The 13,230-nt window shown below is 67.3% G+C and carries 11 protein-coding genes; 5 read left to right on the top strand and 6 right to left on the bottom strand.

Annotated elements, in window-relative coordinates; genetic code table 11:
- Positions 1-7: 7 nt before the first annotated feature.
- Complete coding sequence (locus tag PV772_RS05500; protein ID WP_347885564.1) at positions 8-2,530, bottom strand: MMPL family transporter; 2,523 nt, start codon at positions 2,528-2,530, stop codon at positions 8-10.
- Positions 2,531-2,548: 18 nt separating this feature from the next.
- Positions 2,549-3,238 carry a TetR/AcrR family transcriptional regulator gene (locus PV772_RS05495; RefSeq protein ID WP_307359802.1) on the bottom strand — a complete coding sequence of 230 codons (690 nt, stop codon included), beginning with the start codon at positions 3,236-3,238 and terminating at the stop codon, positions 2,549-2,551.
- A 186-nt stretch (positions 3,239-3,424) separates the two neighbouring features.
- Between PV772_RS05495 and PV772_RS05490 the strand changes: the two genes are divergently transcribed.
- Positions 3,425-3,982 (top strand): hypothetical protein, encoded by a 558-nt coding sequence (locus PV772_RS05490; protein WP_347885563.1) that lies wholly within the window; start codon positions 3,425-3,427, stop codon positions 3,980-3,982.
- A 91-nt stretch (positions 3,983-4,073) separates the two neighbouring features.
- Here the strand turns inward: PV772_RS05490 and PV772_RS05485 are convergent, their stop codons facing one another.
- From PV772_RS05485 to PV772_RS05470, 4 genes are all read right to left on the bottom strand, one after another.
- The gene (locus PV772_RS05485) at positions 4,074-5,516 is read right to left on the bottom strand and encodes a dicarboxylate/amino acid:cation symporter (RefSeq protein ID WP_347885562.1); all 1,443 of its coding nucleotides are present in this window, start codon (positions 5,514-5,516) and stop codon (positions 4,074-4,076) included.
- A gap of 171 nt (positions 5,517-5,687) precedes the next feature.
- The gene (locus PV772_RS05480; RefSeq protein WP_347885561.1) at positions 5,688-7,373 is read right to left on the bottom strand and encodes a DUF885 domain-containing protein; all 1,686 of its coding nucleotides are present in this window, start codon (positions 7,371-7,373) and stop codon (positions 5,688-5,690) included.
- Between the two features lie 47 nt (positions 7,374-7,420).
- Positions 7,421-7,675, bottom strand: a complete 255-nt coding sequence (locus PV772_RS05475) for an acyl-CoA carboxylase subunit epsilon (protein WP_347885585.1) — start codon at positions 7,673-7,675, stop codon at positions 7,421-7,423.
- Positions 7,675-9,258 (bottom strand): acyl-CoA carboxylase subunit beta, encoded by a 1,584-nt coding sequence (locus PV772_RS05470; protein ID WP_347885560.1) that lies wholly within the window; start codon positions 9,256-9,258, stop codon positions 7,675-7,677. The genes PV772_RS05475 and PV772_RS05470 overlap by 1 nt, the downstream gene beginning before the upstream one ends.
- 215 nt (positions 9,259-9,473) lie before the next feature.
- Between PV772_RS05470 and PV772_RS05465 the strand changes: the two genes are divergently transcribed.
- The 4 genes from PV772_RS05465 to PV772_RS05450 all read left to right on the top strand — a co-directional run bounded on the left by PV772_RS05465 (position 9,474) and on the right by PV772_RS05450 (position 13,130).
- The gene (locus PV772_RS05465) at positions 9,474-10,361 is read left to right on the top strand and encodes an NAD(P)-dependent oxidoreductase (protein ID WP_141161096.1); all 888 of its coding nucleotides are present in this window, start codon (positions 9,474-9,476) and stop codon (positions 10,359-10,361) included.
- 85 nt (positions 10,362-10,446) lie between these two features.
- Positions 10,447-11,355, top strand: coding sequence for a biotin--[acetyl-CoA-carboxylase] ligase (locus tag PV772_RS05460; protein ID WP_141161095.1), 909 nt, complete (start codon positions 10,447-10,449; stop codon positions 11,353-11,355).
- Positions 11,348-11,944, top strand: coding sequence for a PH domain-containing protein (locus PV772_RS05455; RefSeq protein ID WP_141161094.1), 597 nt, complete (start codon positions 11,348-11,350; stop codon positions 11,942-11,944). The genes PV772_RS05460 and PV772_RS05455 overlap by 8 nt, the downstream gene beginning before the upstream one ends.
- Positions 11,934-13,130: an adenylate/guanylate cyclase domain-containing protein gene (locus PV772_RS05450; RefSeq protein ID WP_141181091.1), complete on the top strand. Its 1,197-nt coding sequence runs from the start codon at positions 11,934-11,936 to the stop codon at positions 13,128-13,130. Before PV772_RS05455 ends, PV772_RS05450 begins: the two co-directional genes overlap by 11 nt.
- Positions 13,131-13,230 lie beyond the last annotated feature (100 nt).

The raw sequence follows: 13,230 nt of genomic DNA, 5'->3' as shown, positions 1-13,230 counted from the left end.
TTTCAGCCTAGTGGACCAGCTCGCCCGGAGCAGGTGCGGTCTGGCCGCGGTTGAGCTTGGCGCCTTCCACGTCCACGTCCGGCAGGATCCGGTCCAGCCAGCGCGGCAGCCACCAGGACTTGGCACCCAGCAGGTACATGACGGCCGGGACTATGGTCATCCGGACCACGAAGGCGTCGAACAGGACGCCGAAGGCCATTGCGAAGCCCAGCGGCCGGACCATGGTGAGGTGGCTGAAGATGAAGCCGGAGAACACGCTGACCATGATGATCGCGGCGGCGGTGACCACGGCGGCTGCGTGCCGGAACCCCACCCTGACCGCTTCCTTGGCGGATGATCCGTGCATGTAGGCCTCGCGCATGCCGGAGGCGATGAACACCTGGTAGTCCATGGCCAGGCCGAACAGCACGCCGATCAGGATGATGGGCAGGAAGCTCAGCACGGCGCCCGGGTTGGCCACGTCGAAGACGTTCCCCAGCCAGCCCCACTGGTACACCGCCACCACCGCGCCGAAGGCGGCCGACAGGGACAGCAGGAAGCCGCCCGTGGCCAGCAGCGGGACCACGATGGAGCGGAACACCAGCAGGAGCAGGACCAGGGAGAGTCCGACGACGATCGCCAGGTAGGGCGGCAGGGCGTCGCCGAGCTTGGTGGAGACATCCACGTTGCCGGCAGTCTGGCCGGTCAGGCCCATGGCGACGTCGTAGTCGGCCTTGATCTCCCCGTTCAGGCCGCGGAGGTCGGCGACCACCTTGACCGTGCTGGCGCTGGCGGGACCTTCCTTGGGGATGACCTGGAAGACGGCGGTGCGGCGGTCTTCGCTGAGGGCCACCGGCACGGCGGCCACCACGTTGTCCACGGCACGGAGCTTGTCCGCGATGTCGTACTGCAGCTTCTGCGCCTGCGCCGCATCCAGGTTCGCGGGGAACTCGCCCACGGCCACGATGGGGCCGGTGACGCCCTCGCCGAAGCTGCGTGCTGTCAGGTCGTAGGCCTGGTAGGCCTCGGACTCCACGGGCTCGGATCCGCCGTCAGGCAGGGCCAGCTGGAGCTGGGTGGCAGGCAATGCCAGGGTGCCCAGCAGGAGGATGCCGGCGACGAGCGCAATCCAGGGGTGCTTGGTGACCAGGCCGCCCCACCCGTGGGTGCTTCGTTCGCGGTCGGTGGCAAGGTCCGCCGCCTCGTGGCCCGGTTCGGCGTTGTGGGCCTCGGACTTGGCCCATGCCCGCCTGGAGATGATGCGGCGGCCGATCAGGGACAACATGGCGGGGGTCAGGGTGATGGCGACCAGTACCGCCACCGCCACGGTTCCTGCGGCTGCCAGCCCCATGACGGTGAGGAACGGCAGACCGGGGACCACCAGGGCGGCGAGGGCAATGATCACGGTGAGGCCGGCGAAGACGACGGCGTTGCCGGAGGTTCCGTTGGCCCGGGCCACGGATTCTTCAGGGTCCATGCCGCCCAGGAGCTGGGTCCGGTGCCGGTTGACGATGAACAGCGAGTAGTCGATGCCGACGGCGAGGCCCAGCATGAGGGCCAGCATGGGGGAGATGGAGCTCATGTCGAACAGGCCGGAGAGGGCAAAGGTGATGCCTACGCCCACACCGACGCCGATGATGGCCATCAGCAGCGGCAGGCCGGCCGCGATCAGCGTTCCGAGCATGAGGATCAGGACCAGGGCCGCGACGGCGATGCCGACGATTTCCGCTGTGCCGAACAGGGCCGAGATGTCTTCGGTGATTTCCTTGCTGGCAAAGGCCTTGACGCCTGCGGAGGACGTCTCGTGGGCGATTTCCTGTACCTGCTTGCGGACCGAGGGGGCCAGGCCGTTGATGGAGGTGTTGAACTGCACCTGGGCCACGGCGGCCTTGTTGTCCGCGGACACGAACCGGATGGCCGAGGCCGCCTGGGCCTGGCGCTTGCCAAGTTCCAGCTTCGCCTTGTTGGCCTGCAGTTCCTGTGCGCCGGCGTCGAGTTTGGCCTGGCCGGCGGCCAGCGCTGCCTTCTGCTGGCCCAGTTGTGCCTCGACCACGGCCGCGGGCGCACCGGCGGCGGTGAGCTGCTGTTCAGCCGCTGCCAGTTGCGCCTTGCCCGCCTCCAGCTGGGCGCGGGAGGCATCCAGCTGCGCCTGGCCGGCCGCCAGTTGCTGTTCGCCGTCGGTGATGGCCTTGCCGGCCTGGTCCACCTGGGCCTGGGTGGTGAACGGATCAACCGTGCCGCGGACCTCGGGGAGGGCTTGCAGCTTCTTCAGCGCATCCGTCACGGCCGCCCGGCTCCCGGCCGTGAATCCGCCGTCGGGGGCTTCGAAGACGATCGTGGCGCTTCCGCCCGAGGCTGCGGGCAAATCCTGCTTGAGCTTGTCCGCGATCCGCTGGGTCTCGGTGCCCGGGATCTGGAAGTTGTTGGACAGCGTGCCGTGGAAAGCCGCGGCGGAACCGCCGACGGCCACCAGGACGGCAAGCCAGAGGGAAATGACAAGCCAGCGCCGGCGGTACGAGAACTTGCCGAGGCGGTAAAGGAGGAGTGCCATGCGGGAGGACCGATCTGATCAGGAGGAACGGGTGGCGGATGGGAAAGCGGTGGTGGTGAAGCCGGCGCCCAGCAGGGCCATGGCATCGATGAGCAGTTGGCGGAGTTCGGCCAGGGAGGCGGGTGAGAGGTCCGGGCCGCGCCGGCTGAACCAGACCTCCATGGCGGCCTTTCCGCAGGAGATGATGGAGCCGGCCAGGGCGTGGACGTAGAGTTCGTCCCGCTCGCCGGGGGTTCCGGCGAGGCGTTCGCGGGCCACGGTGAAGACCTGGGCCCGGCAGTGGTCCCACGCCTCCAGTTCCGTGTGGGACATCAGCGGACTCTGCTGGGTCAGCGAGAACAGTTCCGCGAGCGGGGCGATGGCCTTGGGGTCGGCCAGGGCCACCAGGGCGGCCTGGGCCGACTCCAGCATGGGTTCGTCCGCCGGCCGGAGGCGCAGTTGCTGGATGGCGTTGTCCAGGAAGCCGTGGACGATGGAGGCCAAGGCGGCGTCGGTGCTGCTGAAGTAGTTGAAGAAGGTACGGCGGGAGATTCCTGCGGTGTCGGCGATGTCCTCCACCGTGAAGTTTCCGGGGCCTTTGGAACGCAGGAGGCCCAGCGCGGCGTCGGTAATGGCCTGGCGCGTGGCGGCCTTGTTCAGCTCGCGGCGGGAAGGGGCGGCGGGCACGGCGTCCTGCGGGGTCTCCGGGGAGGAAAGCGGATCTGGCACAGGCTTACACTACGTGCAACTTTGCACTCTATGCAACTAATTTCCCGGGTGTAGTGATCTGGATTCACAGGAGAACGAAAGGTTCCCGACAGCCTTTCCTGAACCTGGTGGACGATGCTGGAAATGTCCCGCCGCGAGGCGTATCACCAGCAGCCGTCAGGCGACGGCGAATGAGGAGACAGAGAAATGACCCGCACGAAGAAGATGACCCTGGGCCTGTCAGCCGCGGCGCTGGCGCTCGGTGCAGGAATCGGCGTGGCCGGCATGGCGTCGGCCACCACCACTGCGCCCACTCCCACCCCGAGCGCGAGTTCCAGTGCCTCGGCCGACGGCTCCGCCGGAACCGACCACGGCGGCATGGGCAGGCACGGCGGTCGCGGCGGCAACGGCATGGAGCAGGCATCTGCCCTGGCGGCGAAGCTCGGCGTGGACGAAGCCAAGGTGACGGAGGCCTTGAAGGCCTTCCGCGAAGCCAACAAGCCCACCACGCCGCCCGCCGACGGCCAGAAGCCGGATCCCGCGGCCCGCGAAGCCGCCCTCGCCAAATCGCTGGCGGCCTCGCTGGGAATCGACGAGGCCAAGGTGACGGCAGCCCTCCAGGAGATCCGCAGCGAGGAGCAGTCAGAACACGCGGCCGAACTCAAGACCCGCCTGGACAAGGCAGTGACGGACGGCAAACTCACACAGGCCGAAGCCGACGCCGTGACCAAGGCGGTTCAGAACGGGGTGATTGGCGGACGCTGACTGCTGCCCGCCCGTTGCGGGCTGGGGCGAAGTCCTTAAGCAAAGACGTCCCCGGGAGCGTATCCCGGGGACGTCTTTTTGCTGGTGCGCGTTAGGCGTTGGCATCCTGCAGCTCGCGGGATGCGGTCCCGGCGCTGGTGCCGTCCGTTGCGGAACCATCGGCGGGAGCATCGCTGTCATCCACGAACGGGGTGCCGTTGCGGGGTGCGTTGTACAGCGATTCGTCCAGGATGCCCTGGCGCTTGGCCACGATGGTGGGGACCAGGGCCTGGCCTGCCACGTTCACCGCGGTGCGGCCCATGTCGAGGATGGGGTCGATGGCCAGCAGCAGGCCGACGCCGGCCAGCGGCAGGCCGAGCGTGGAGAGCGTCAGGGTGAGCATCACCACGGCGCCGGTGGTGCCGGCGGTTGCGGCGGAGCCAAGGACGGAGACCAGGGCGATCAGCAGGTACTGGCTGAAGTCCAGGTGGATGCCGAAGAACTGGGCCACGAAGATCGCGGAGATGGCAGGGTAGATGGCTGCGCAGCCGTCCATCTTGGTGGTGGCGCCCAGCGGTACGGCGAAGGAGGCGTACGCGCGGGGCACTCCGAGGCTGCGTTCAGTCACGCGCTGGGTCAGCGGGAGGGTGCCCACTGAGGAGCGGGAAACGAAAGCCAACTGCACTGCGGGCCATACGCCGGAGAAGTACTGCTTGATGGACAGGCCATGGCTGCGGGCCAGGATCGGGTACACCACGAACAGCACGAGCACCAGGCCGGCGTAGATGGCCACGGTGAACTTTCCCAGCGAGCCGATGGTGTCCCAGCCGTAGACGGCCACGGCATTGCCGATGAGGCCGACGGTTCCCAGCGGTGCGATGCGGATGATCCACCAGAGCACCTTCTGGATCACGGCGAGGGCTGACGCGTTCAGGTTCAGGAACGGCTCTGCTGCCTTGCCCACCTTGAGGGCGGCAACGCCCACCGCGATGGCGATGACGAGGATCTGCAGGACGTTGAAGCTGATCGACGTGGTGACGGCGCCGGAATCGCCGACAGTGGAGCTGGCACCCAGGCCGAGGAAGTTCTTCGGGAAGAGGCCCACGAGGAAGGCCCACCAGTCACCGGACTTGCCGGTGTACTTGGCGTCTCCGCTGATGCCCGTGTTGGCGCCGGGCTGCAGGAGCACGCCCAGGCCGATGCCGATCAGCACGGCGATCAGGGACGTGATGGCGAACCACAGGAGCGTGTTCCATGCGAGCCGGGCGGCGTTGGACACCTGGCGCAGGTTGGAAATGGAACTGACGACGGCGGTAAAGATCAGGGGAACGACGGCGGTCTGCAGCAGGGACACGTAGCTTGAGCCGATGGTCTGCAGCGTGGCGCCGAGGGCGTTGGGGCTGGTCTTGGTGCTGCCGGTGTACTTGGCCAGCAGGCCGAGGCCGAGGCCCACAATGAGGGCGGCAATGATCTGGAAGCCGAACGAACCCGCCCACTTGGGGAGCTGGAATCCGGTCTTCCCTGCGGGGGAGGGGGTGCTTGTCTGAGTGCTCACCAGAACAAGCTAGACCCCCACCTCATACCACGTCGAAAGAATATTGAGAAATATTACGCATCCACATTTGCCTACGAACCTGGAAAACCCCGGAAATACAAAGCAGACGGCGGCTATTGTTACTTATTCCCGTCCCGGATGTGCTTAATGTCTCGCCCGGGCATGGGCGAGTCAGGAAAGCAGCGCCCGGCGGAGGGTGTCCAATCCCACGGAGCCGATGTTGAGGGCCTTGGTATGGAACTCCTTGAGGTCGAACCCCGGCCGCGCCTCGAGCTCGGCGCGGATTTGTTCCCAAAGCCGCTGTCCCACCTTGTAGGAGGGGGCCTGCCCGGGCCAGCCGAGGTACCGGGTGAACTCAAAGTTGAGCTGGCCTTCGCTGATCGGGAGGTTTTCCTTCAGGAATGCGTAGCCCTTGTCGGCGGTCCAGGTGCCGGTTCCCCAGCGTTCGGGCATCCCGAGTTCCAGGTGCACGCCGATATCGAAGACCACGCGCGCGGCCCGCATGCGCTGCATGTCCAGCATTCCCATATGGTCGCCGGGATCGTCCAGGTAGCCCAGTTCCTGCATGAGCTTCTCGGCGTAAAGGGCCCACCCTTCGCCGTGGCCGGAGGTCCAGCAGACGTTCCGGCGCCACTTGTTGAGCAGCTCGCGCCGGTAGGTTGCAGTGGCGACCTGCAGGTGGTGGCCCGGGACGCCCTCGTGGTACACGGTGGTGGTTTCCGCCCAGGTGGTGAAGGTGTCCTCCCCGGCGGGGACTGACCACCACATGCGGCCGGGGCGGCTGAAGTCGTCGGACGGACCGGTGTAGTAGATGCCGCCTTCGTCGGTAGGGGCGATCCGGCACTCGAGCTTCTTCATGACGTCGGGGATGTCGAAGTGCACGCCGGCGAGTTCGGCCACCGCCCTGTCCGAGACATCCTGCATCCACCTCTGCAGCGCCTCCGTGCCTTTCAACTGCCGGGCGGGGTCGTTGTTGAGGATGTCCTTGGCCTCGGCAATGGATGCCCCCGGCTTGATGGCGTGCGCCACCTGTTCCTGTTCGGCGATGAGGCGGTCCAGTTCCTGGACGCCCCACGCGTAGGTCTCCTCCAGGTCCACTTCAGCGCCGAGGAAGGACCGGGAAGCGAGGGCGTAGCGGGCCCGGCCGACGGCATCCTTTTCCGGCGCTGCGGGCAGCAGCTCTGTGCGCAGGAATTCGGCCAGGCCACTGTAGGCACGGCGGGCTGCGTCAGCACCGGCGTCGAGTATTTCCTGCAGGTTCGCCGGCAACGGCCCGGCGGAGGTGGAGGCGCCGGCCGCCAGCTTGGCGAAGAAGCCGTCCCCGGCGGCGTATTTGGCCACCTGTTCGATGACGATCCGCACCTGGCGTGCAGCGGCCACCTTCCCGGCATCCCTTGCCAGGCGCAGCGACTCGGTGTAGCCGCTGATGGCTGCCGGCACGTTGTGCGCGCGGCCGGCGATGTGCTCCCAGTCCTGCTCGGTTTCGGTAGGCATGAGGTCGAAGATGGCGCGGATGTCCTGGGCCGGCGACGCGATGTTGTTCAGCTCCGCATACTCCCAGCCGGAAGCGTGGATCAGCAGCTGCAGGCCCAACCGTTCCTGCATGGCGTCCAGGGTGACGGCGTCCACGTCGTCTTCCGGTTCCAGGCCCTCCAGGGCCACGAGGGCAGCCCGTGCTGCCTCCGCGAAACCGGCGATGCCGGCGGGGGAAAAGTCCTGGTACTCCGTCTCATGCCCCGGCAGGCCAAGGGTGGTGGCAAAGGTGGGGTTGAGCCTGACCAGGGTGTCCGTGTAGGTGTCCGCGACAGCGTCGATCCGTGTGTGCGGGCGCGCGGCGGGTGCAGTGTCGATAGTCACATGCCGAGACTACCGGGCTCCGGGCAGTCAGCGTGGCAGGGAGGAGGTCAGCCCCGGCTGCGTTTCCAGGCTCCCGGCCCGGGAGCGGGGGCGAGCCGCAACTGCTGCCTCCGGACCCAGTGCCGCACGCTGGTGGTCTTAGCCGGGGCGGGGGTTTCCCCGCCGAGGGAAAGCACGACGGCGGCCAGTGCGGCGAGTTCCTCGTCGCTGGGTTGTCCTTTGACAACAGAAAACAGCGGCGCAGCGGCTGCTTCTGCCGTTTCCGGGGTCTCGTCGAGCTCCGGCGCCCCTGGGGTGGGGATCACAGCGGGATGTTCCCATGCTTCTTGGCGGGAAGGCTGGCGCGTTTGTCGCGGAGGGCGCGCAGTCCCTTGATGATCTGGATGCGGGTGTCCGACGGGGCGATGACGGCGTCCACATAGCCAAGCTCGGCTGCCTGGTAGGGGTTGAGGAGCTCTTCCTCGTACTGCTGGATGACCTGGGCGCGGCGGGCCTCCACGTCGCCGCCGTCCTCGGCGACCGCTGCGAGGTCGCGGCGGTAGAGGATGTTCACGGCCCCCTGCGCGCCCATGACGCCGATCTGCGCCGTGGGCCAGGCAAGGTTCAGGTCGGCTCCGAGCTTCTTGGAGCCCATGACGATGTAGGCGCCGCCGTAGGCCTTGCGGGTGATGACGGTGAGCTTGGGAACGGTGGCCTCGGCATAGGCGTACAGGAGCTTGGCGCCGCGGCGGATGATGCCCTGGAACTCCTGGTCCTTGCCGGGAAGGAACCCGGGGACGTCCACCAGGGTGATGATGGGGATGTTGAAGGCGTCGCAGTGGCGGACAAAGCGCGCGGCTTTTTCGGATGCGGCGATGTCCAGGGTGCCGGCGAACTGGAGGGGCTGGTTGGCTACGATGCCTACGGTGTGGCCCTCCACCCGGCCGTAGCCGATCATCACGTTGGGGGCGTAAAGGGCCTGCATCTCCAGGAAATGCCCGTCGTCCACGATCTGCTCCACCACGGCGCGCATGTCGTAGGGCTGGTTGGCTGAATCCGGAACCAGCGTGTCCAGGGCGAGGTCGTCGTCGTCGATCTCCAACTCCTGCTGGTGCCCCAACACCGGTGCCTCGGAGAGGTTGTTGGAAGGCAGGAAGTCCAGCAGTTCGCGCACGAACTCAATGGCGTCGTTCTCGTCGGAGGCGAGGTAGGTGGAGGTTCCGGTTGTGGCGTTGTGCTGCCGGGCGCCGCCGAGGGTTTCCATGTCGACGTCCTCGCCGGTGACGGTCTTGATGACGTCCGGACCGGTGATGAACATGTGCGAGGTCTTGTCCACCATCACCACGTAGTCGGTGAGGGCGGGGGAGTAGGCGGCACCGCCGGCGGAAGGCCCCATGATCAGGGAGATCTGCGGCACCACGCCGCTGGCGTGGACGTTGTTGCGGAAGATGTCCGCGAACATGGCCAGTGAGGCCACGCCTTCCTGGATGCGGGCGCCGCCGCCATCCAGGATGCCGACGACGGGGCAGCCGTTGCGGAGCGCAAACTCCTGGACCTTGACGATCTTTTCGCCGTTGACCTGGCTCAGGGATCCGCCGTACACGGTGAAGTCCTGGCTGTAGACCGCCACCAACCGCCCGTCCACGGTGCCGTAGCCGGAGACCAGGCCGTCACCCAGCGGTTTCTTCTTCTCCATGCCGAAGGCGGTGGAGCGGTGCACAGCCAGGGCATCAAACTCCACGAAGGAATCCTCGTCCAGCAGCAGGGCGATGCGCTCGCGGGCGGTGTTCTTGCCGCGGGCGTGCTGTTTCTCGATGGCCTCGGGGCCGGAGGGCTGTTCGGCACGCGCCTGGCGGTCGCGGAAATCGGCAATCTTTCCCGCAGTCGTTGTCAGATCGTGGCTCATCAAGTGTCTCCGGCTCTGTAGCAGGTCAATTCTGTCGGCTGGCAGGTCTGGCTGCGCGGAGCGTTAAGTAGCATCCACACAAAAGACGAACCCTGCTGGCAAGTCTAGTAACGCTTTGGGCGCCAACGGCTGTAGGGAACCTACAATTTTCTGCCGTTCCAACAACCTCTCCACAATGTTACTCATGAGTAACTTAGTTGGGTTACAGTGTTCCCATGACTTCAAGCGACGATGCTTTGCATGCCTCCGAAAGCCCGTACCGGGCCGCCGGCTCCCTGGCGGGCCTGACCATCCTGCTGTCCGGCGGCAGCCGCGGGATCGGCCTGGCCATCGCCCTGCGGGCGGCCCGCGATGGGGCCAACATTGTGCTCCTTGCCAAGACGGGGGAGCCGCACCCCAAGCTCGCCGGGACGGTCCACACCGCAGCCCGCGAGCTGGAGGCGGCCGGAGGCCAGGCCCTGCCCCTGGTGGGCGACGTGCGGAGGGACGATGACGTGGCCGGCGCCGTAGCCGCGGCTGTTGACCGGTTCGGCGGCATCGACATCGTCATCAACAACGCCTCCGCCATCGACCTCTCCACCACGGACAAGGTGGACATGAAGAAGTACGACCTCATGCAGGACATCAACGTGCGCGGCACCTTCCTGCTGTCCAAGCTGGCGCTCCCGGCGCTCCGTGCCTCGGGCCGGGGGCAGATCCTGACACTCTCGCCGCCGCTGAACCTCCACCCCTCCTGGGCCGGGAAGCACCTTGCCTACACCATGGCGAAATACGGGATGAGCCTGACCACCCTGGGCCTGGCCGAGGAACTGAAGGCTGACGGGATCAGGGTCAACTCACTGTGGCCCTGTACCCTGATCGACACGGCTGCCATCCGCAATATGCCCCACGGCGAAACCATGGTGCTGGCCGCGCGCGGCCCGCAGATCATGGCCGACGCCGCCCACGCCATCCTGACCGGCAGCAATCTCGGTGCCGGTGCGCCGCCGTCGGGCAACTTCTACACGGACGAGCAGGTCCTGGCCGCCGCGGGCGTGACCGACTTCCGCCCCTACAGCCTGGGAGCACCGGAAGACCGGCTGGTTCCGGACATCTTCCTCTAAGGCGGGCCCTCATGCAGTCCCCGGTGCCCGTTCCGGGACTGCGGCAGGCTGGGTACGATCAGGCGCGGCTCGGTAGGATCTAGCTATGGATGACGCACACGCACCGGGTACCCCCCTGAACCGAGGGGACCTGGCCGACCAGCGTTTCCTCTCCGCCACGGGAATACCCCGGATCGACGTGGTGGACTCCACCGGCTCCACCAACGCCGACCTCCTGAGGGGCGTCACGGTGGACCCTGCGGCATGGCCTGACCTCTCCGTCCTGACGGCGGAGTACCAGACCGCGGCAAGGGGCCGGCTGGACCGGCGCTGGGAGGCACCGCCGCTGAGTTCCGTGTCGGTCTCCCTGGTTTTGCGCCCGGTGAACGCCGAGGGCAGGCCCCTTCCCACCCAGAGCTACTCGTGGCTTTCCCTGATCGCAGCCCTGGCGCTGCGCGAGACGCTCCTGGAAACGGCAGGCCTTCCCGCCGAGCTCAAATGGCCCAACGACGTCCTGGTCCGCGGCAGGAAAATTGCCGGCATCCTGGCCCAGCTCGGTCCCATGGTGGACGGCAGCGTGCCTCCCGTCATCTTGGGGACCGGCCTTAACGTCAGCCTGGGCGAAGACGAACTTCCCGTGCCCACCGCCACGTCCGTGGCCATCGAGGGTGCCACCACCACAGACCGCACCGCGCTGCTGAAAAGCTACCTGGCCCACTTCGCTGTCCTGTACCGCAGTTTCTGCAACGCCGACGGCGACCCCGCGGCGGGCATGGCCGGCGGCCCATCGCTGCACAAACGGGTGGAGGCCGTGATGGTTACCCTGGGAAAGCAGGTGCGCGCGCAGCTTCCCGGCGACCACGAAATCATCGGACATGCCTCCCGCCTGGATGACTACGGCTCCCTCCTGGTAGTGGACCGGGATTCGCGTGAGCATGTGGTCACGGCCGGCGATGTGGTGCACCTGCGGCCCTGGTCATCGCCGGACGCGCCGCAGCAGGGTGGTTATGCGTAGGTCCCTTGTTCCAGGGGAGCAGGTCATCGTCACTACCCGCCCGCAGCCGCGGAAGCTTGCCGGTCCCGCCGTGGCCTTCGTCCTGGCGCCGGCCTTGGCCGCCTTCGCCAGCGCCTGGGTTATCCGCGGCGGCCCCGCACGCGTGGCGCCTGCCCTGGGCCGCCAGTGGACGCCCTGGTTGGTGGGCGCCTGCGTGCTCGCGGCGGCGGCTGTGTGGCTGGGCTACTGCCTGCCCCGGCTTCTTCGCTGGCATGGCACCCGGTACACGCTGACCAGCCAGCGGATGGTGGCCCGGTACGGACTGTTGAACCGGCGGGACCAGCAGGTGAACCTGGCATCGGTGCGAAACCTGACGGTCCATGAATCGTTGCTGCAGCGCCTGGTGCGTTCCGGGAATATATCCTTGGAAACCGGGCACCAGGGCATGGTGACCTTTCGCGACGTGCCCGAGGTCGCCCGGTTCCGGGACTTCATCCTCGACGCCATCGGGGAACTGCCGGAGGACAGCGGGGCCCAGCCCGGCGCGACGTATTACCCAGCCGGTGCATTTCCGGAGGACATGAGAGAAGGTGGACGGGATGACCGATGAGGACCAGCAGGAACGCGTCGAGAGCATCGAAACCGGCGCCTTCGACGCGTCGTCCGACGCCGGCTCGCCTGACCCTTTCACAACCGGGCCGGGTGCTGCCGCGGAGCTGCCCGGCGTCGACCGTCACCCGCCAACCGGCGCCATGTCCGCGGAACGCTTGGCCATGAAGGCGCTCGAAGCCCGCCTCCTGGGTGGGGAACGCAAGCTCCGCCGCCGTGAAGTTGCGGCCGGGGCCGGCCTCTCACTGCTTTCTGCCCGCAAGCTCTGGCGTGCCCTGGGATTCCCCAACTTCGGCGACGAGGACGTCGCCTTCACCGAACGCGACCAGGCGGCCCTGTCCACCGTGGTGGACCTTGTCCGCGCCGGCAAGCTCACGGAGGAAGCGGCGATCTCGGTGACGCGCTCCATCGGGCAAATGACCGACCGCATGGTGGTCTGGCAGATCGAGGCGCTGGTGGAGGACATGGTCCACGAGCAGGGCGTCACGGACGCCGTGGCCCGCAAGCGCCTGGTCAACGAGCTGCCCGCTTTGGTGGACGCACTCGAGGAAGTACTGGTCTACTCCTGGCGCCGCCAGCTCAACGCCGGCGTCCAGCGCCTCGCGGTCCGCGCCGAAGCCGGGCTGCAGGCCAGCGAGGAAGGCCGGGAAGGCGACGAGGACGACGCGCCGCTGCCCCTGGCCCGCGCGGTCGGTTTCGCGGACCTGGTGTCCTACACGAGCCTGTCCCGGCGGATGAACGAAAAGACGCTTGCCCGGCTGGTCCAGCGCTTCGAAAACAAATGCGCCGAGATCATCTCCGTCGGTGGCGGCCGGCTGGTCAAGACCGTGGGCGACGAAGTCCTGTACATCGCCGAAACCCCTGCCGCGGGTGCGGAGATTTCGCTGGCGCTGGCTGAAGCCTTCACCGAAGACGAAATCCTCCCGGAAGCCCGGGTAGCCATGGTCTGGGGAAGGATCCTGTCCCGCCTGGGCGACATCTACGGCCCCACCGTGAACCTCGCCGCCCGCCTGACCACCCTGGCGGACCCTGGTACCGTCCTGGTGGATTCCATGACAGCCTCCGCCCTGGAACATGACGAACGGTTCGTCCTGATTCCGCAGGACCCGGAGAATGTGCGCGGCTTTGGCGAGATCAATCCCGTCCGCCTGACCCGCGGGCGCGGCAAGGGCCTGGTCCTGGACTAGGCTCCGGCGGCTTTGGGTCCGGGACGGACCGGGCCGAAAGAATTTATCCACTTGTTGGCGTATGGCGGTATCGTTGTGGTGCCCGGGGTCCTGTGATGCC

Source organism: Pseudarthrobacter sp. CC12 (assembly GCF_039907755.1).
GTDB lineage: Bacteria > Actinomycetota > Actinomycetes > Actinomycetales > Micrococcaceae > Arthrobacter > Arthrobacter niigatensis.
The sequence above is the reverse complement of the archived record's forward strand: the minus strand, read 5'-3'. Positions and strand labels throughout refer to the sequence as shown.